This is a genomic window from Roseiconus lacunae, assembly GCF_008312935.1.
GTDB classification, from domain to species: Bacteria; Planctomycetota; Planctomycetia; order Pirellulales; family Pirellulaceae; genus Stieleria; species Stieleria lacunae.
In genome coordinates this window covers 139,353-158,420 of record NZ_VSZO01000002.1, presented here as the reverse complement: position 1 = coordinate 158,420, position 19,068 = coordinate 139,353, and the positions used below count along the sequence as shown (strand labels likewise).

The 19,068-nt window shown below is 55.6% G+C and carries 14 protein-coding genes and 1 tRNA gene; 7 read left to right on the top strand and 8 right to left on the bottom strand.

The window, feature by feature from the left end; genetic code table 11:
- Window positions 1-27: 27 nt before the first annotated feature.
- Both FYC48_RS06955 and FYC48_RS06950 read right to left on the bottom strand, forming a co-directional pair.
- Window positions 28-1,074: a sensor histidine kinase gene (locus tag FYC48_RS06955; protein ID WP_149495977.1), complete on the bottom strand. Its 1,047-nt coding sequence runs from the start codon at window positions 1,072-1,074 to the stop codon at window positions 28-30.
- Between the two features lie 202 nt (window positions 1,075-1,276).
- Window positions 1,277-2,383: a YdjY domain-containing protein gene (locus tag FYC48_RS06950; RefSeq protein ID WP_149495976.1), complete on the bottom strand. Its 1,107-nt coding sequence runs from the start codon at window positions 2,381-2,383 to the stop codon at window positions 1,277-1,279.
- A 431-nt stretch (window positions 2,384-2,814) separates the two neighbouring features.
- On the opposite strand from FYC48_RS06950, the gene FYC48_RS06945 reads away from it, so the two are divergent.
- Window positions 2,815-4,716, top strand: coding sequence for a hypothetical protein (locus tag FYC48_RS06945; protein WP_149495975.1), 1,902 nt, complete (start codon window positions 2,815-2,817; stop codon window positions 4,714-4,716).
- Between the two features lie 2 nt (window positions 4,717-4,718).
- Window positions 4,719-5,414 carry a YggS family pyridoxal phosphate-dependent enzyme gene (locus tag FYC48_RS06940; protein ID WP_149495974.1) on the top strand — a complete coding sequence of 232 codons (696 nt, stop codon included), beginning with the start codon at window positions 4,719-4,721 and terminating at the stop codon, window positions 5,412-5,414.
- 489 nt (window positions 5,415-5,903) lie between these two features.
- Here the strand turns inward: FYC48_RS06940 and FYC48_RS06935 are convergent, their stop codons facing one another.
- Window positions 5,904-7,244 (bottom strand): ATPase, T2SS/T4P/T4SS family, encoded by a 1,341-nt coding sequence (locus FYC48_RS06935; protein ID WP_149495973.1) that lies wholly within the window; start codon window positions 7,242-7,244, stop codon window positions 5,904-5,906.
- Between the two features lie 260 nt (window positions 7,245-7,504).
- A complete protein-coding gene (locus FYC48_RS06930) occupies window positions 7,505-8,713 on the bottom strand; it encodes a type IV pilus twitching motility protein PilT (protein WP_149495972.1) in 1,209 nt (402 codons plus the stop codon).
- Between the two features lie 829 nt (window positions 8,714-9,542).
- On the opposite strand from FYC48_RS06930, the gene FYC48_RS06925 reads away from it, so the two are divergent.
- From FYC48_RS06925 to FYC48_RS06915, 3 genes are all read left to right on the top strand, one after another.
- Window positions 9,543-10,547, top strand: a complete 1,005-nt coding sequence (locus FYC48_RS06925; RefSeq protein ID WP_149495971.1) for a sugar phosphate isomerase/epimerase family protein — start codon at window positions 9,543-9,545, stop codon at window positions 10,545-10,547.
- 290 nt (window positions 10,548-10,837) lie between these two features.
- Window positions 10,838-11,041 carry a sulfur carrier protein ThiS gene (gene thiS / locus FYC48_RS06920; RefSeq protein WP_149495970.1) on the top strand — a complete coding sequence of 68 codons (204 nt, stop codon included), beginning with the start codon at window positions 10,838-10,840 and terminating at the stop codon, window positions 11,039-11,041.
- Window positions 11,042-11,166: 125 nt separating this feature from the next.
- A complete protein-coding gene (locus tag FYC48_RS06915) occupies window positions 11,167-12,009 on the top strand; it encodes a thiazole synthase (RefSeq protein WP_149495969.1) in 843 nt (280 codons plus the stop codon).
- Window positions 12,010-12,064: 55 nt separating this feature from the next.
- On the opposite strand, the gene FYC48_RS06910 is transcribed toward FYC48_RS06915, so the two are convergent.
- Window positions 12,065-13,663 carry a zinc ribbon domain-containing protein gene (locus FYC48_RS06910; RefSeq protein WP_149495968.1) on the bottom strand — a complete coding sequence of 533 codons (1,599 nt, stop codon included), beginning with the start codon at window positions 13,661-13,663 and terminating at the stop codon, window positions 12,065-12,067.
- A gap of 195 nt (window positions 13,664-13,858) precedes the next feature.
- Entirely contained in the window at window positions 13,859-14,467 is a 609-nt protein-coding gene (locus tag FYC48_RS06905) for a hypothetical protein (protein WP_149495967.1), read from the bottom strand.
- 384 nt (window positions 14,468-14,851) lie between these two features.
- On the opposite strand from FYC48_RS06905, the gene FYC48_RS06900 reads away from it, so the two are divergent.
- Window positions 14,852-14,924, top strand: a tRNA-Lys gene (locus FYC48_RS06900).
- Between the two features lie 619 nt (window positions 14,925-15,543).
- Here FYC48_RS06900 and FYC48_RS06895 read toward each other — a convergent pair.
- Complete coding sequence (locus FYC48_RS06895; RefSeq protein WP_149495966.1) at window positions 15,544-17,334, bottom strand: peptidylprolyl isomerase; 1,791 nt, start codon at window positions 17,332-17,334, stop codon at window positions 15,544-15,546.
- 516 nt (window positions 17,335-17,850) lie between these two features.
- Between FYC48_RS06895 and FYC48_RS06890 the strand changes: the two genes are divergently transcribed.
- The gene (locus FYC48_RS06890; RefSeq protein ID WP_315853769.1) at window positions 17,851-18,387 is read left to right on the top strand and encodes a hypothetical protein; all 537 of its coding nucleotides are present in this window, start codon (window positions 17,851-17,853) and stop codon (window positions 18,385-18,387) included.
- Between the two features lie 129 nt (window positions 18,388-18,516).
- Here FYC48_RS06890 and FYC48_RS06885 read toward each other — a convergent pair whose 3' ends face one another.
- A complete protein-coding gene (locus FYC48_RS06885) occupies window positions 18,517-19,068 on the bottom strand; it encodes a hypothetical protein (RefSeq protein WP_149495965.1) in 552 nt (183 codons plus the stop codon).

Here is a 19,068-nt window from a genome sequence, read left to right as displayed (position 1 = left end):
GTTCGTTCTTATCAATCAGACCGAAACTCACGACGGTTGAGGCCTACCGATCTCCCGCCGACGTCCCCGCTTACCCAGCGGTGCGATACGATCTTCGGGGGTTCGATGAACCCGGTTGGCGAGGTCGCATGTTCGTGGAATGCGCACCATCAATCGAGTTCCCGATCCCAAAACGCTTTGTACGTCGATTGAGCCACCGTGTAGTTCGACCAGGTGCTTCACGATCGCCATATCGAATCGTTGTCCGATTCCCTGGCGCTCGTCGTCCGATTGCACAAAGGGATCGAAGAGGTGCTTCATTTGGTCCGAAGTCATTCCTTGCCCGGTATCGCGAACCGTGATTCGGAAACATCGACCTTCGTCGGGGCGAACCTGGACAATCACCATGCCGCCCGATTGGCTGTTCTTGATCGCATTGGAAATCAACTTCAAGGTGATTTGGCGCAAGCGAATCGGATCGGCGATCACTTCGGTTAATTCGTCGTCGACTTGAGCGGTCAGCGTCAGCCCCTTCTCTTCTGCCCGCGGTGTCAGCATCGCGAGGCATCGGTCCATCAGATCGATCAGAGCCACCGGTTGTGGGATCAAACGAATCGCCCCGGCAGATGCCTTTTCGCAGTCAGATATGTCGTTGACAAAGTTCAGCACATCGAGCGCAGAATGATGAATGTCACGCAAAAACTCACGCTGGTCTGCATCACGATGACGGTCTGTGTTATCGGTCGCGGAATCTTGGCAGCCGCCACCGACATCAAGCAGAGCTTCGCTGATCGCCGTAATGGTGGTCAACGGAGTCCTGAATTCGCGTTCAATTTGCTGAAGCGTCTGGGTGCGAGCCGCCGCAAGCTGCTGCTCAGAAGGTGTGCCAACAGATCGGTCGGTCGATGGTGCGTGATCCCGAAAGCTGGCGACCAAAATATGCAACGACGCGATCGCCGCGACATAACAGAGTATCAGCACCGATCGATTTTGAAGATCGAGATGGTGCAGCGTCGCGAGTGTGACAAGTGAAGTGCAAACGATCAGGCTGCTCAGCCTGAACCAATGCTTCTGTTTTAGTGGTGATACAGCCATGATCCTGGTTCCGAAACGGTCGATCGCTCAACACGAGCGATGATGTCCGAAAACCCTAGGTTCGCATTTGTTGCCGTACACCACCTTTTGCAGTCGGGAGGGAGATAGTCCAATCAGGCTATGAGCGCGGTTCGGATTGAATCAATCGTGCGGGATCGGCAGACGCCCGACCGCCAATCCGGATTTCATTTGCATTTCGCGATCACGAAGAAGCAGAACGTTCTGTGAAATTCTCGCTTTCTTTCGATCGCGGAACGTCATCGGCAGTGGGCCGAATTTGGTCCGGTGTCTGCGCTTTTGAATCAGCCTCATCGGTAGGGTTGGGGACCGGAACGAGCACCAATCGCACAGGGGTTTCGCGGGCCGGAATCTTTGATTCAAAGGGCTCAAAACGCAACGCATCAGCATCGGCACTACTGCTGATCGCCACATCCAGCATCGCACTCGAAAAATTCGAGACGCAAATCATGTCACCCGAATCAGCTTCGTAGTATTCACGATTGTCCTCAGGGTCTTGCCAAAAACCGCTGCCGGCGAAGACCCACTCGGTCGCCATCGCTTTGCCGGTGTCCAGGTCATGAATCCACTCGCGGGCATCGACGGTATGAAATTTTCCGTCCGAATCGTACCAGCACACCCAGACGCGGATGACTTGGCCAGTCGGAGGGACATACTCAGGCCGAAATCGCACCGGGGTTCCCGGGCTTGCCTCGACAGCCAGGAGAGCCGCATGGGCATCGCGCGAACGGCTGAGTGCCGCAACGATCGATTCATGTTCTTTGGTACCGGCAGGGCACGCAAACATTTCCAGTGGGCCACGCGTCATCGCGACATAGCCATCGATGTAAACTCGCTTCTTTTTAGGGTCAATCCAGAGCCGCCCTTCTTTGCTCAGCGATGTCGCTCCGGGAGGTGGCTCGAATGCCTTCGCCGCGATCTCTTGCGCCGATGGGCCGCGATTCCACTGCGAATTCGGAGTCGCCAGGGGCGTCGCATCGTCGGCCATCTCGGTAGGCGTGTTTTCCGGTGACGTGAGGCTGGGGAGGGATCGCTCCTTGGCAGGCACGTTTTCGGTAACTTCATCTGCTTTCAATTCAGACGAAGCGGACGGGGCTGCGGCGATTTCAGACGAAGACTCGACGGATGAATCGGTATCACCCACGATGCCATTTTCACCCTCGAGATTCGACGAACCAGCCTGAGGTGATTTCGACTCACTTGTCTCGCTACGGCCGCCACAGCCTACGACCCCGAGGGGGACGGTCACGAACAACGCAATTAAAATGACATTGGATAACTTGGCAATCACGACAAGTCCTAATCTCTGGGGGGAGGTGCACGCTCGATCCGGACTAGTTAACTTAGGCAAATTCAAAGTTCAGCAAATTCAATGCCGCGCTATTCATCGCCCGGTCCGGGTGGCTGTCAACAGATCATTAGGTTATCGCCCTCAGGACGGATGCCAAAGAGCGTTCGCTACGGTTTCGGTGCAATCACCGGGGCGAACGCTCGTCGGCTGATGAGCCGAACCCGAACATTCACTCATTCCTCACAGCCCGGCTAGCCATTGAATCAGCCACGGCTTGTCCGTTTTGCCTTCTCTTCCCGACCGCTCGATCCTGTCAATCGCCTTTCAGTAACCGGGGCAGAGGGATCTTCACTCTTCTTCGTCTATCTCGTATGTCTCGCCAGTCTGCGAAATCCTCAACGGCAGCAATCGCCAGCCCCGAGCGTCCATCGATGCAAATCTCCAAGTCCCAGGGACTCGACCAACCAACGCGCCAATTGCCAGGAACGTCCTCAAACGTCGACTCGCCGATTTCGCCGCAATGGGTGACGCTTCGCAAACAAATTGCCCAACAACGAAAGAGTACTCCCATAAAAAAGATCTTTGGTGATTCAACCAAAGCAGGCGAGGTCTATCGCTGGGGCATCTCGCCGGCGAATTTTTCGCCGCTTGATGATGAAATCTTCATCGAGTTTCTTTCTCGGTTAGCTGCAGATGCGTCGGTGACAGCGGATCGATTTCGCGCTTTGGAATTCGCTCGGCTCACCGGTGATCTATTCGAGTTGGCCACATTCGCCGGTGACGAGTTGAAACAGTCGAGCCTCCTGGCGATTGCCGCGGCGGCCCTCCCCGGACTGCTCAAACACCTCGATGAACCTACCTGGTGGGAATGGCTCGGTACGATTCAAGAGTTGCGTGAAGGTTGGCTTGATCAGGATGCTTCGCACCCGGCGTACCTGATCGCAACGGGTGAAATTGGGTTGACGCTTAGTCTGACACTTCAGCCGTTGCCATCTTGCCGCCGCATGTTTGAGACGTCGTTGTCGTCGATCGCCCGCTGGGCCGAGCAACCCGAGCGCTGTGTGTGTTCGGCACTGGAGCATCCGCAAGACGTACGTTTGGTTCTCGCGTCAGTGTTGCGTTGTCATTCCTGGCTCGCCGCGATCTTGTCAGCACAGTTTGCGAGCGAGCATTTCAGCCTTAACAAACGCCAGGCAAAGCAGATTCGAAAGACAAGTGACCAATTGCACGAGGTCGCGCGTGAACTGACAACTTGGATGCTCGCCCTTTCACGTGGCGATGGGAGCACGGCATTCGTCCCCAAGTCGGACGGGCGATGGGGCGATACACGCACGACGGGTTTGCTGCGACAAGCAGCGCAGTTAGATCCACCGGTTTTTGTTCCGACGATCGATGCTTTGTTAGGCCAAACGCCATCGATCCGGCGATTGACCTGGATGACATCCCTGCCCGAGTCACTGATGCATCACGAAGGGGCAAAGTTAGCCTGTCTTTTACCCGATTGGGATGCGCGTCGCGGACGGGTGTTCCTAGATTATCGCGGCAAGGAGTTTCATTTCGAAATGGCCACGGGCAAAACCGTATTGTTGTCCGGTCGTTGGAAGACGTCGCTTCACGTCGATGGGATCCAACTCAAGCCGGTCACCGATTGGGAACTGACCTGCGAATACACTGACGATGATGTTCATTACCTTGAGTTCGAACAATCGTACGATGACGGCTTCGCGGTCCAGCGGCAAGTCGCTTTGATTCGCGAAGATCGCTGTTGTTTGATCGCCGACGCGATTGTTCAAACAGACTATCGGAATGCTCCCGAAAATTCGGAACGACGAATTGAGTATCGTTCGACGATTCCCATCTCCGATTCCGTCACATTGACATCACAGGACGACTTGACCGAGATGCTGTTTAAGTCAAAAACTAGTCAAGGGTTGCTTCTTCCGCTTGCGGCAGACGAGTGGACAACGGCACCGAGTTCTCAGCGGTTAAGCGTGAATGACGAAGGTGAATTGCAATGGACGGATCGCGGTGTCGGTCAACTGTTTTCACCGCTATGGATTGATCTCAACAAAAAACGATTTTCGTCGAAACGAACCTGGCGACAGTTGACCGTCGCTGAACAATTAGAACCCGTACCGCATTCGACAGCGTCGGCATTCCGTATCCAATCCGAAGCATCCCAGTGGATCCTTTACCGATCTCTCCATGAAGGTGGCCCGCGAAGTTTTTTCGGAAAGCAAATGATCGTCGATTTTTTTGCCGCCCGATTCTATGCCCACGACCAAAGCTGGGAAGAGCTTGTTGTCGTCGAAGGAAGCGAAGATCACGAGTGAAAATGATCGATCAGATACGAGCGAACTACCAAGCCGTTGTTCAAAAGATTCGTCAAGCCGAGTCGGCCGCCGGTCGACCAAGCGAAAGCGTTCGCTTAATCGGTGTCACTAAATATGTCGATGCCTCGACGACACAAAGTTTGATTGACGTCGGGTGCGCAGACCTTGGTGAAAATCGCCCTCAGGTGCTCTGGCAAAAAGCGGCCGAACTGACTGTCCCCAAAGACTTTCGATGGCACATGATCGGTCACGTGCAAACGAACAAGCTTCGGCGTTTACTAAAACACCGGCCGCTGATCCACTCGGTCGATAGCGAACGCCTATTGCGGGCGATCGAAGAAGAATCTCGACATCAAAACTGTGTGACCGATGTTCTACTGGAAGTCAACGTCAGTGGGGACGAAAACAAAACCGGCTTATCGGTCGAAGAAATTCGCCGCCTCGCCAAGCATTGCGATCCGGCATCGGTAAACTTGCTCGGCCTGATGGCCATGGCCGGTTGGGGAACCGCCGGCGATGAAGCTGCCAGACAGTTCGCCGAGGTCGCCCGACTTCGTGACGAACTCGAAGGTGAACTCGACCGGCGACTGCCAGAATTATCGATGGGAATGAGCGGTGACTTCGGAGAAGCTATCGCCGCCGGGGCGACCATGGTTCGAATCGGTTCGGCTCTTTTCGAAGGCATCCCAAGAAGCTAAGCAGTTGAACACGAAAGATTCGGCTTAAGTCATTTCACTCTCCCACTGGGAGAGTCGGGCCTTCAGGCCCGGAGAGGGCACCCTCCCCGGCCGTTTGCTCGTCCGACCCTCCCGCAAGCGGGAAGGTGTTATCCAGATGTTTAAACCCAAAGATGTTTAAACCCAAAGACTCGTGTTTGCCTGCTTAGAAGTCCGTCACTACGATCGACGTTTCGAACAGTTCTCGATAGACAGTGTAGCCGCCGGCTTGCACGGATCGACGGTGGTCAATTGGACGCGAGCAAATCGCAACGTTGCCATACCCCGGTAGCAACTCCGATTTAATCGACCAGATCGCTATGCGAAGTGGATTTAAAATCGAAATGCTCGATGACCAAACCCGTTAGCGGCCGAGCAAGATTGAAACACTCGGCACTTTTCGCTACCACGTTGATCGGTGTGTCCCGCGAGCGTTTTCTTTCGTCACGTGATGCCGAGTTCAAGCCGGCACTATTGTGTCTTACGGGCGAAGGCTCGCTTTAATTCGTCCAGGCTCGTCAGGCCGCGGGCGACAGTTAAGACGGCCTCAGTTTGCACATTGTGGAAGCCTTCGGACTTTGCGATCGCGGCTAGCTTGGCGAGATCCTGTGTCTTTGTAATCGCATCCCGAAGCTTTGGCCCCGGCAACAACAACTCGTAAATTGCGATTCGTCCGAAGTAACCGCGTCCGTGACAGACTGGGCATGGCGTGATCGGTGCCGGGCGACCATTCTCGTCCACTTGCTGTTCTGGAGGCGGTGGAATGAACGGTTGATACAACAACGCGACACGGCCTTGTGGTATGCCCAATTGTTGCAGCAATTGCGGCGGCGGCTGATAGCCCACTTTGCAATTGTCACACAGACGCCGGACCAGACGCTGGCCGATCACGCATGAAAGCTTCTGTGCGATCGCTTGCCGATGGTCGGCATACTTCGCAACCAATCGTGCGAAGCCTTCGACGGCGCTGTTGGCGACCAAACGGGTGATGATTTTTTTATCCAAGCTTTCGACTTGGTCCAACGCTAACTTGAACGTTTCCGAATCCACCGGTTCGGGGAACATGTAAACGTCGGGCTCTTTCAAGATTGCCTTCCGCAGCGCTTCGTATGGCGTCAAGCCGGTCGAACCACCGAAGTAGTTCGGGTTGATGTTGATGATTTCCGGCTCCGGTTTCGCTTGCTCTTCGAATGACTGAAAGTCACGCACCAAGCGGTCTGCGGCACCGATTGCGATGTTCCAGGAGGTCGTCAAGCCTTCGCCCTTCGGCGCCGTGAGCAGGGCGATGTCGCCATCGGAATTGAGGTACTGTTTGACCGTCGCGACCATCTTGTCACGCATGCCAAGATCGGCCAGCGTCTCAAACGGGACCTGCTGTGCTTCCAGTCGCATCAGGACTCGTTCGCCGGTCGGCACGCCTTGAGATTGCAATAGGACGTCGTATTTCTCTTTCTTCAGCTTGGCCATCACCGACCCCGATTGGGCACTGCGGCGATCGGCGGGGTTCATCAAGCTAAGTTGCTTGAGTGCGATCAGCATCGCATCACTGCTTTCGCGATCGAGTGGGGGCAACTGTTCCCATTGACCATCGATCATGTACCGAATTGTGCTTCCGGCGGCGGTGAAATCGAACAGCACTTGAGTCGCGCGGGACTGAATGGCGTGCGAAACCTGTCCAGCGGCGATCGCGAAACCGGCCCCCTGCCGAGCACCGATCAACAGTGCTTGGGCTTGCGAATTGTCGTTCAGCTTGGGCGTAAACTCGACTGGCGCGACCGATTGCCAGAGCTGAGGCTGATCATCTTGTGGCATTAAGGCGGGGACGGAGATAAGAGGACGGGATGGAAACTGATGTCGGAGACGCGTCGCTCATTCGGCAGAACAATGTCATGCTGGAGGTGTCGCGTTTTCTCCGATCTCGCAATAAGGTACTCACAGCAGCGGCGTCATCGAAGCCGGCATCCGAACAATTCCCGTCAGGGAAAAACAAACGGACGGACGCGTCGTCGTGCGTCGCGGCTAGAGATTGCCGATCACCGCGATGCCCTTGCGATCATGCCACGGAACGATTCTTACAAAATCCCCGGTGCTTTGACGTCGATCCCCTTGAGGGCCATTTTCAAGGCATCCTTGTTCGGCGCGACGGCAAACGCGGTCGGTCGGTCGATCAATTCGTCGTCGATCAGGCCCTTTAGACTCATCGTAAAGTCTTGCATCCCATCTTCGGCGCCGATGCGGATCGCGTCAGGCAGCTTTTCATCTTTACCTTCCAAAACCAGTTTTCGGATCGTCGGATTGAACGTCATCACCTCACACGTCGGGACTCGCGAGACCCCCGGCTTGATGCTCCTGAGCAGCTTCTGAGCGACGATTCCCTTCATGTTAAATGCGATCGCACTGCGGATAGCATTGTGCATTTCTTCGGGGAACAAATCCAAAATCCGCCCGATCGTGGTCGACGCACTCGCGGCGTGAATCGTCCCGAAGACCAAGTGACCAGTTTCGGCGGCGTGGATGGCCGTCATGAATGTCTCTTCATCCCGTAGCTCGCCGACCAGGATGATATCGGGGTCTTCACGAACGGCGTGCTTCATCCCGATGTTAAAGTCTTTGACGTCCTGCCCCATTTCCCGTTGGTTGATCAAGCATTTATCCTCGGTGAAGATAAATTCGATCGGATCTTCCAACGTCAAAATGTGCTTGCGGTAGAGCGAATTGATGTAGTTGAGCATCGAACCGATCGTCGTACTTTTACCGCTACCGGTGACCCCCGCGAGTAGCACCATGCCCTGTTCGAAGTGACAGAGCTGCTCGATCGAATCGGGCAAAAACAGCCCGCGAAAGTCGGGGATAAAATTGTTAATCCGCCGGGCAACTAATCCGATATTGCCAAGTGATTTGAGCATGTTGACCCGGAATCGCCAGCGAACACCGTCGACTTCGCAGAGGTACGCAAAGTCAGCGCCGCCTTCTTCTTCAAAAATCAGCAGGTTTCGCTCGTCCATCATCGGCAGCAACAGCTCGACCATTTCCTCCGAGTCGATTGGGCCGCGATTAAGCGGTTTTAATTCGCCGCCAACACGCACCATCGGCGGTTGGCCAACTTTCATGTGCAAATCGCTGCCTTCCAGTTTGACCAAGGCGCGGAAGAACTTGTCCACTTCAAGCGCGTCGCGTTTCTTCAGCAGACTGCTGCGTAGACGTTCTTTGACCGCCTCCATCGTGGTCGGTTGGGTGACACGAGGAGCTGCGGGAGCCGATTTGCCGTTCTTATGAGCCATTGAGATTTATGCTGGTCGCGAAAAGTTTGCTGCAACGCGGGACAGTTTTGCCCCAAATAGATCTTACCCCGAACAACCGGAACGCGGGGCCGATTGGTCGTCGCAAAGATGTCCAAGCGGACGCGTTGTCCGCATTGCCCGAATTCCACACTCCGGAAATCCAGTCTGCCCGGAATCCGCTCCGCCGAAATACACGCGTTTTGCGATCGCGCAATGGTGGTGCGATCGCGCAATGGTCCCGTGCTCTACGTTTCGGTGCAACGTCTGACCTTCGGTGACGGCCACATTCTAAGCCAAGCGGCCGGACTCTCAACGGATTTGCCAAATGGAATCGCTTTGCGGGCAAAATCAGAATCAATTCTTGAAAATAATGCCAATCCGATTGGGTGGTGGCCTTCCCAATCCGGAGCGACTTCCCATGATCAAGATCGCCCGAACGCGTCCGATAGAACGCCGCTAACGATCGATTCATTCTAGTCCGTAATGCACCCGCCGCAGGCTCGAACACCAGGTACCGGTCCAACATATTGCAGGGGCTGGCGACGTTGATCGAGTGCCAAAGTCGTTTGGTTTACGGTTTTCGCTTCGGTTCTGCAGTCTCTGTCGGCATTTGTCCGGGGGTTGTTGCAGTCGAAGATGAATCCAGCGCACAATACCCCGCGAGTGCTGCGTTTCAATTTGCCTTAAGGCTCCGCCCAAAGGCGTTTACTGCGGATTTGGCGACAATCGATGTCAATGCTCAAGGCTAAGACACGGCGTTCGATTCGGAACAGAGCACTCAATTATCCTCCCGTACGCACGATCACATCTTATTTTATCGGAGTACTCCATGGCGCGCCCCGTCACTCTCTTTACCGGTCAATGGGCAGATCTTCCGTTCACCACTATGGTGGAAAAAACCAAGGGGTTCGGATACGACGGGATCGAACTTGCATGTTGGGGGGATCACTTTGAAGTCGACAAGGCGCTCGCCGAAGTCGATTACTGCGACAACAAACGCCAGGCACTCGACGACGCCGGCTTGCAATGTCATGCGATAAGCGCCCACCTCGCCGGCCAAGCGGTGCTGGACCGAATCGATCAACGGCACCAAGCGATCCTGCCGGACTACGTGTGGGGCGATGGTGATCCCGATGGAGTCAACCAGAGAGCCGCCGAAGAATTGATGAACACGGCCCGAGCGGCGCAAAAATTCGGCGTCGAAGTCGTCAACGGCTTCACGGGCAGCAGCATTTGGCACTTACTGTATTCGTTCCCACCGGTGCCTCCGAGCATGATCGATGACGGTTTCAACCTGCTCGCCGAGCGTTTCAATCCGATCATGGATGTCTTCGGTGAATGTGGCGTACGCTTCGCCTTAGAAGTTCACCCGACCGAAATCGCCTTTGACATTTACACCGCCGAACGCGCCCTCGAAGCGCTCGACAATCGCCCCGAATTCGGCTTTAACTTCGATCCTAGCCACCTGATTTGGCAAGGCGTCGATCCGGTCAAGTTCATCCGTCGCTTTCCGGACCGGATTTACCACGTCCACATCAAGGATGCGATCGTGACGCTCGACGGGTTGAGCGGAATTAATTGTAGCCATATCAATTTCGGCGATGCCCGACGCGGTTGGGATTTTCGCAGTCCCGGACGTGGCGGCGTGAACTTTGAAGAAATCATCCGTGCCCTCAACGATATTGGCTACCAAGGACCGCTTTCGATCGAATGGGAAGACAGCGGGATGGATCGTGATTTTGGTGCAGCCGAAGCCTGCGAGTTCACGAAGAAATTGGACTTTTCGCCCAGCGGTCGCGCCTTCGACGCAGCCTTTGACGAAGCCAACGATTGAGTGCCCTGAGCCGCCAACGCTCCCCACGGCCCTTTATCGGTGCCCCGTAGCGGAAGCCGCCGAGGCTTTCGGTGAGACGGCATTCGTGCGTCCTCTCACCGTTGATCGAACATCATCGAAACGCTTCGCGCGTTCCGCTACCTCCAAATCAAATCGAACCGAAGGCGTCGGAGAGTTGTTCCGGTCGACAACGCGGTGAGTCGGCTCTGTTGGCTGGAACGGGTTCATAAAACGCCTTCGCCCCCATTCGCCCTGTCACCACAATCGGCCGCGGCCAACGACGACATCCTATGATTAGAATCACTGTCAACGGCGACCCGGTTGATTTGGAAACCGAGATGAGCGTTCAACAACTGTTGGACACCGTCGATGTCCCACCCAACTACCTCGCGGTCGAAGTCAACGCCGACGTTGTGCCTCGCGAGGACTACGCGAGCGCGATCGTTCGTGATGGTGACGCGGTCGAAGTCGTCACGCTTGTCGGTGGCGGTTGATCGACCTCGCGTTATCCTACCGTTCTATTTCGCTTGTTTGTGAAATTTGCCATCGGCTCCACCGACCACATCGCCGTCCGCTTTCTACCACCCAATTTCCTGTCACCCAATGTTTGCTACGATTCATGCCAGCGTCTGAGAAACCTTTACGCGTCGGTGGGCATGATTTGCACAGTCGACTAATCGTCGGCACCGGCCGTTACGACACGATGGAGCAAATGCGTGACAGCCTGGACGCATCCGGTGCCGATTGTGTGACCGTCGCCGTTCGGCGTGAGCGATTGTATGAACGCGGCGGCAAAAACATTCTCGACTTCATCGACCTCGATCGATACACGCTGCTTCCCAACACGGCCGGTTGCTACACCGCGGCCGATGCCATTCGAGCGGCCAAGCTCGGTCGTGAAATCTTGCGAACGCTTGGCAACCCGGGTGCCGATTGGGTCAAGTTAGAAGTGCTGGGGGACAGCAAGACGTTGCTTCCTGATCCCGCCGAAACCGTATCCGCGTGTGCAGAACTTGCCAAAGAAGGCTTCCAGGTACTCTGCTACACGAGTGACTGCCCGGTCACCGCGCAACGCCTCAAGCAAGCCGGTGCGGCCAGCGTGATGCCTGCCGGAAGCCCAATCGGAAGCGGCCAAGGTTTGCTCAATCCGAATAACTTGCGAATCATCCTGGAGTACCTCAAGGAGGACGATCCTGAGTACCCGGTGATCATCGACGCCGGAGTCGGAACGGCCAGTGATGTGGCCGAAGCGTTCGAGCTTGGTGGCGACGCCGTATTGCTTAATACAGCGATCGCGCACGCCCGTGACCCCGTCCAGATGGCGATCGCGATGAAGCATGCCGCGGTCGCCGGGCGTCACGCCTTCCTTGCCGGCCGGATTCCCAAGCGTCTTTACGGCACCGCATCCAGCCCCACCGAAGGCGTCATCAGCACGCGTCCTTATCAAAACAACCGCGAATAGATCGTGCCCGGATCGGAACCCCTGCGGGGCATTGTGCGGTCACCGGACAGCGTCTCTAGGACGCCGCTTCTTCGTCGTCACCGGACGGGTTATCAAGGGCCCCCAACTCGACGACGCCGCTAATCGCGACCGCCAGTCGCCCCAAAATGGCGAAGTAAACAAACACGGCCATGATCGAAAAGACGATCCCGATCCCAATTCCCATCGGCGATTGGGGGGCAAATACGAAGTACCCGAATAATGCGGCGAACAACACACCGGTGCTGAAGTAGAAAATGCCCCAGTCGTCCTGGCAGCGAGTCAAACTCTTTGACACGTCTGCCGAAAATGGCATCGTGACCGTTTGCATATCCAGCATCGACAACAGCACGATGGGGAACACCGCGTAGACACAGAACATCACCAGGGAGATTACAAGAATCGGCGGAGCACTGACCAGCGTCGAGATCACGTAAGCGGGGCCAACCGAAATCGCGGTCGCTGCGATTACCAACCATAACGTTTCGAACCAAGCTGCCGGGTCAACCGTTGGCCAGTCTTCGACTCGGTCGGCATCATTGGCGACCGAAAAAAGCACCGCAAACCCACATGACACCGTCAGCGTGATACCCAGCAGTGCCAGCGGTACGAAGATCACCGACAGCGTGGGGTAAGGTGAAATAATTGCAGCGGGAACCGCCAAGATCACCGAAAGCCCCAGCAGATGAACGATCACACCGACATCCAAAAAAATCCCGAAGACGGCGCGCATCCAACTCGCAACGCTCGGCGTATCAAACGCCATCGACAACTTCTGCTCTTCATCCGGTTCCTCACGCGAGGCCTCTTCTAACAGCTCCTCGGCACTGCGTTTCATCGGATCGGCCGGACGACCTTTGGACGTCGTCTCAGTGAAACGAAATGTTGCCGCGGATTCAATCGACGGGGCTTCCGTTTTCTTTCGTTTACGTGGTGGCGGGCCAACTTTTACTTTGCCGTGACAGTCACCACATCGCACCGTTTGCCCACTTTGCGAAGCCTTGACGACCAACATCGATTCACAAATCGGACAACGAATCCGGTACTCATCCTCGTACTCGATTTTCGGTTCCCGAGCCGCTGGCATCGATTGCGACCCCGAGCCACTGCCAGCTTTAGGGGCACCGAACGACTCCAGTTCTGGCAAGGAGGCGAACGGGTCTGATGCATCGGATTGGTCAGCGGCAAATAAATCAGTGAACGGTTGGTCGGACACCGGTCGCTGCGAAACGGGAGCCATCGTGAAGGGATCGTCTTCGTCACCCGAAGGCGGATTGGGGGATGAGGTTTCGATCGAAGCGAACGGATTGTCCGAGTCTTCGTCAGCCAAATCGGCCGCCGAAAGCGATTCGACCTGATCGCGTTTGGCCCCACCACCGGACTGCATGGAATCACTTGGCGCAGGTGAGATGGATGGGGGCACTGTAGGCCCGGTCGATTTTGGGTGGGACTTCGTTGGCTCTGGCGGCGCGAGCGACAACCAGTCCTCATCTTCTTCGCTAGCACCACCGGCACCGAGCACAGCCGGTGCCAGGAAGATCTTTTGGCAGCTCGGGCATTGAACACGCGTGCCCGCTTGCTCCGCCTGAATCGAGACGGCGGACTGACACTTGGGGCAATGCACGATTTGCGTCATGGATCAACGAAGCGGAACGAGCCGAGTGGAGAAAGAAGCGATCAGAATCGTCAATGCGATTGACGAACGTGCTTATTCATAGCACGGTGCTTCATGATAACATCGGACCAGTGATCCAGAAAATCCGATCTCTCCGGTGGGCTTTTCAATCCCGCTCGCGATTAAAGCAACGCCGGGACGCTCCCGCGACCGTCTTTAGCGGCGCAAGACCGCGTTGGTCAAACTTTCCCATGGCGTTACGGACACCTCGGTAACCTGAATTCGGTCGCCCGGACGCAAGCTATAGTCGGTGGTCGGATCAATGGTGTCTTCGTCGACGAAGACGATGTCCATCTTCGCGCCTTCGATAGAATTCGGAGTCGGGCGATACACGGTCGCTTCGATTCGGTCGAGCTTGTTGAGCAATCCGGTCTGGCCGAGTAGTTCACTCACGAAGGCCGTCTTCTCTCCCGGCGGCAGCGGCAGCACACGGATCGGCTCACTGTCGTTGGCGACCTGTAAGACGACCGCGTTTTGTGCCTTTGCTTCACGGATCTTTTGATAGGTTTCCATCGTCATCGAACCGTCTGCCGGATAGTTCATTTGGGCTGGAGATCCGTCGGCATAGCGATACTTGGGGCTATGCTTGGCAAAGGGCGACAGAATACTGGTGCTTGGTGACATCAGGTCCAAAGACTTCATGCCGGGGGTTTTCAATGGGGCACAACCGCCCGCGGCACCGAACAGCAACACCGCGACGGTGGCAAATTTCAAGCCGAAGCGTTGCATATCGACGCGTAAAAAGGTGTTTTGCGGAGTCAGCATGGGGTTTGGCATCGGTGGGGAGGTCTGAGATCGCCTGGGCCGATCGAAGGGGCTGGCAAATCAAACAGGTGCACAGGCGTTGGCGGCAGCCTGTGGGCCGCGGCGTAAATCGGCTTACTGCCGTCCGGTCAGAGGGCCTAGGAAAGGTTTTCGGCCAAACGGTTCGGCATCTTGAAGAATCTCGACTGAATTGCTCAAGAAACGCGATTGGCCCCGGCTTCGCGGAATTGACCCGTTTAGCGGAAATTAACGAGGTCCGCCTTCCGCAGGCCAACGGGATTTGCTAGAGTTTGCCGCTTCGCAGTTGAGTCTTCCAGCGAGACCAACGGCCATCGTCGGGCAGCGGTTGTAATCCACAACCCCGCGCGGCGTAAAAACCACTCCGCCCCTATAGCTCAGTTGGTAGAGCAACTGACTCTTAATCAGTGGGTCCAAGGTTCGAGTCCTTGTGGGGGCATACCGCCGTCCGTCACCAGTCGCCGCAAAGTGGCTGGGACGGCATTCCTGGCGGTTTCTGTTTCGCTGACCGCCGGTGGTGCCGTCTGGCCAGCACTGACGCACCGCCAGCAATTGCACGCGGAATTGTAGATGGTCAGGGACGCCTGAATCTACATCTTAGGGCGAAAGTCCGCTGGGCAACTTGTTGAGATCGCTTTCAGTTATTCCGCTATCGGCGTCTCCCTCCTTCACAGACGCCCGCGAATAGCGGGCAAAGGGAACCTTGAGCCCAAACCAAAACCAAAAGATGTTGCAATCCAATCCGTGTGATTGATCGGCGACACGTTTCGCTGAATTTTGAAGCTAGGAATAGGTGACGGGCGTCTGCCCCGGATGTCACAGCTCCGTTGTATCGAGCGCTTCGTTCCAACTCGATTTTAGGATTAGCCGCATGGCATTAGCCCCGGCTTCGGTGCAAGCACCGAGGCTAACGCCCGTCGGCTGATGATACGAATCCGTATTCGCAAATGGATCTAATCATTAGCGACTTTCGCGAACCGTAGTTGAAGCCGCAGCAGACCAACAGTATGTCAGTCTGTGAAGTTCAGCTTCCCGGTGACCAGTCGTTCGAGCCACTGCTATCGCTGCGTAGCGTTCGAGCGAGAGGCCGAAGCAATCTCTTTAACCGCGGTGAAGTAGTTTTCAATTTCCGCGGTGTCTTTCAGATTGTCGAACTCTTTGGCCATCTCTGCCGAGAACTTTCGCTCGGTAAGATCTCGAACCAGTTCTTCTCGGACTGCCGATTGTTCACTGACCACTGGTTGGGTCCGGCCTTGGCACTTTAGCAAGATGTACTTGTCGCCCACACCGATCACGCCGCTCAGTTCGCCGGGTTTCAACTCGAAGGCTTCCCGTTCGATCGTTGGTTGACCGCTGTACTTGCGAATCGGAGGCACCTTTCCGCTGTTGCTCGCCGAAACCGGTTCGATGCTATAGTCTTCGGCCAACCGTCCAAAGAACTCTTCGGATGGATTGTCGCGAGCCATCTTCCAGACTTTTTGGGCGGTGCGTTGGTCACCGAGGACGCAAGCGAGGACTTCGACGCGAGGGCCAAAGTTGCTTTCGAAGCCGACTTGTAGGTCTTGTTCGGTCACATGGACACGATCTTCGACAAGTTTCTTCAGTGCGACGCTGGGCCAAACCGCATCGTTGACATAGATCTCGTACGTTGTCTCGCCATCGCTGGTGACCGATTCGATCCAGCCATCGATGTCTGCCGAGCCGTCGCCTTTGATAAAGCCATAGCCTTTTGCCGCTCGCTCAATCTCGGCTTGAACGTCTTCGGAAGTCACCTTCTTTTGGGCTTTGGATAGCGCTTGATTCAGAATCTTACGATTGATTTCGCCTTCGAGAACGTCATCGCCGTGACGCTTGACGCACTCGGCAGCCAATTGAGCGATCGTAATTCGGCTGTTGTTGACGACCGCAGCAATACCGGGATACTGTTTTTCGAGCGATTCATCCCCAAAGACTTTAACGACGTTAGCGTCGCGCTGCAGTTGAGTGAACAACTCTGTCGCAGCTGTCTTCATCTTTTGGTCGCGGATGCGATCATTGATCTGTTCGCGAATCGCCGGCATGGCTTGGGCGTTGGGAACCGTCGCGGGCATCCGCCGGACCGCTTGAACGAACATCCATTGATCGCCGACTTGCAAAATCGGCGAAATCTCATTTTTCTCCAGAGCGAACGCGGCTTCTTCGATTCGCGAATCACCCATGTAGCGGCGGATCGGTGGAATCAAACCGCCGACACTCGCACTGACTTCGTCGTCACTGTTTTGTTTGGCAAGGGTTGCGAAATTGCTTGGGTTGGCGACCGCTTCTCGGTGCAGCATCTGAGCTTTTTGTTGATCGGCGACCATGATCATTCGGCACTTGACCGCTTCGCCGTACTGAGCGACGTAGGCTCGGTTGAACTCTTCCTCGGTCGGTTCGACTTGATCGGCAACCAGTTTTCGAAGCGCCAGCATCGGCCAGATGATTTCTCGACCGTAGCGTCCGGGATCGATATTGCGTTCGTCTTGCAACAGTTTCAGGTAGTCTTGGACGCTGAAGCCGAACTTGGTGGCGAGGCGGCCGATTTCTTCGCTAACTTCGGCTTGGGAGACTTGCATTCCACGGTCATTGCAAGCTTCAAGGATCAGTTGACGATTGATGATGACGTTGTCGAGCACGGAATCGCCGTATCGCGCAAGCGTGGCGTCGGCCAGCATTTGCCGCGTGATGGGATCCGCATTGACGACGGCGACGACGGGGTTGGCATCGTCGCCATAGACGGGCGGTTGGCCGGGTAGATTTGCAAGCAACAACGCGCCACACAGGATGGCAAGCGTCCGCATGGTTGCGAAAGGCCGTAGAGGCTGGACCATAACGATCACTCCTTTGAATCGCTGTCTTCTTCGGTAAGGTGGGTCATTTCGAGAACGCTTGTCGCGGTTGACACGGGATCGGTCACTGTGCGACAGGTTGCCGGTTGGTTCGGCGGGCGACGTTATCGAAGCTATTCGCGGTGGAGGCTAGAAAAATCACCGGTTTGTCTCAAGTCCGATCCTGGTCCAGCCGAGCGGATCTGGCGAAATCGTGGCATTGTCTTGAGAAAACGGTGTCGAACGCGTTTGAGCCCTTCGAATCGGCAAAAGTCCTGAATTACCCGCAAGATCCATATAAGTTCACACGATAAGTGACTCTACAAGCGGAAGAGAGCCGCGCGGAGACGCCGGCCCTGTTAACGATCACCATGGAAGGTTGCTCGGATGACCATCAAGACGAACTGTCAACGAACCGGTGCAAAAGAATCGGGTGCTTCGCACCAAGGTTCACACCCTAAAGCACGTCGACGATCGGGTGCTTTAGCCGCACTCGTTCGCAAACTGGGATTGGCAACGATGGCTGTTGCCGCCGTTACTTCGACAGGATGTTACGGAGTAAATGGCGGGTACAGCTTGGGATTTCTTGGATTCCCAATCCCAGTCAGCCCTTATTATCAACACAAGGCTGAAGAAGAATTTTGGAAGCACGAACGATACGATCGTGTCCCAATCCTTGGCCCCACCACGTCCGGTGGCGCCCCGGTCGCTCTGGATCCACCGAGCGATGACGAAATTATGCATGCCTTGGAAGAGGCTCGCCCTGTTCAAGGTGGCATTCCGTTGCTGTATGAAAAGCAACGCAATGACGTCCGAATCATCAAGGAAAAGATCGCCGACTATGTCGACCCACCGCGATTCTATCCACTGATCGGGCCTGCCCAATTGCACCACGCACACTACAAGTGTTCGATCTACTTCGAAGAGAAGACCACGATCGGTTACCCGGTGCCTCACACATTGCATGATCGTGAAGCGGTTGAAGTCGTCTATATCGACCACAACCACTTCCACATGGTGGGCGACGTCGAACCCTACACGACGCCCGAATTGTAGTCCGCCACGACAGGTTTCCGCTTGTACATTGCCCGGGTCCATTGATTTGGATCCGGGCTTTTTTTATGAGCACCGGGAATTTCGGGGATCGCTCGCAGCGACAGCTCACTCAGAGCCGGACACGTTGCATCATTCCGAGAGTGGTGCGTCGTCGGCAACTTTTTCAAGTTCTTTGACGTAGTCCCACTGGATTGTTTTGGGAACCAACCCTTCTTTGCCGGCTTCCTTGTAGATCGACCGCAGGATTTTCTTGCGAGATTCGGCACGCTTTCGGAACTGCTCGGCGACTTTGCGCTTGTCTGGTAAGTCGGCTTCCCGATCGAGCTGACGCTCTCGGATGGTGGACTTCAAGCGGTCGTCCATTTGCCGCGCGTACTGGATGTATTCTTCGGCTGGCAACTGAGCTTCGTATTCTTTGGTGCTCACCTGGCTCGCGTCGACGCCAGATCGATTTTCCATCCGCCGGAACGGAGAGGTGAAGGCAAACGCGAGGAGCGTGATCGAAAAGAGGTAGGACAGAGCGATCAGTGCCAAGCCAAATTTGCTGCGTGGCAAAATCGATTTGCGATCGCTTTGCCGTCTCCCGCCCGCCCGATCTGATGCCGGTGCGTTGCCACGATCTGACGCACGACGTTGTGGATGAACGGTATCGTTCTTCGGTTGCTTGGATGGTTCCAACAT

Bases quoted from the DNA above. Each gene is read 5' to 3' on its own strand.
- FYC48_RS06945 (WP_149495975.1), top strand. From the start codon at position 2,815: ATGCAAATCTCCAAGTCCCAGGGACTCGACCAACCAACGCGCCAATTG.
- FYC48_RS06910 (WP_149495968.1), bottom strand. From the start codon at position 13,663: ATGACGCAAATCGTGCATTGCCCCAAGTGTCAGTCCGCCGTCTCGATT.
- FYC48_RS06935 (WP_149495973.1), bottom strand. From the start codon at position 7,244: ATGCCACAAGATGATCAGCCTCAGCTCTGGCAATCGGTCGCGCCAGTC.
- FYC48_RS06890 (WP_315853769.1), top strand. From the start codon at position 17,851: ATGGCTGTTGCCGCCGTTACTTCGACAGGATGTTACGGAGTAAATGGC.
- thiS (WP_149495970.1), top strand. From the start codon at position 10,838: ATGATTAGAATCACTGTCAACGGCGACCCGGTTGATTTGGAAACCGAG.
- FYC48_RS06940 (WP_149495974.1), top strand. From the start codon at position 4,719: ATGATCGATCAGATACGAGCGAACTACCAAGCCGTTGTTCAAAAGATT.
- FYC48_RS06915 (WP_149495969.1), top strand. From the start codon at position 11,167: ATGCCAGCGTCTGAGAAACCTTTACGCGTCGGTGGGCATGATTTGCAC.
- FYC48_RS06955 (WP_149495977.1), bottom strand. From the start codon at position 1,074: ATGGCTGTATCACCACTAAAACAGAAGCATTGGTTCAGGCTGAGCAGC.
- FYC48_RS06885 (WP_149495965.1), bottom strand. From the start codon at position 19,068: ATGTTGGAACCATCCAAGCAACCGAAGAACGATACCGTTCATCCACAA.
- FYC48_RS06925 (WP_149495971.1), top strand. From the start codon at position 9,543: ATGGCGCGCCCCGTCACTCTCTTTACCGGTCAATGGGCAGATCTTCCG.
- FYC48_RS06905 (WP_149495967.1), bottom strand. From the start codon at position 14,467: ATGCTGACTCCGCAAAACACCTTTTTACGCGTCGATATGCAACGCTTC.
- FYC48_RS06930 (WP_149495972.1), bottom strand. From the start codon at position 8,713: ATGGCTCATAAGAACGGCAAATCGGCTCCCGCAGCTCCTCGTGTCACC.
- FYC48_RS06895 (WP_149495966.1), bottom strand. From the start codon at position 17,334: ATGGTCCAGCCTCTACGGCCTTTCGCAACCATGCGGACGCTTGCCATC.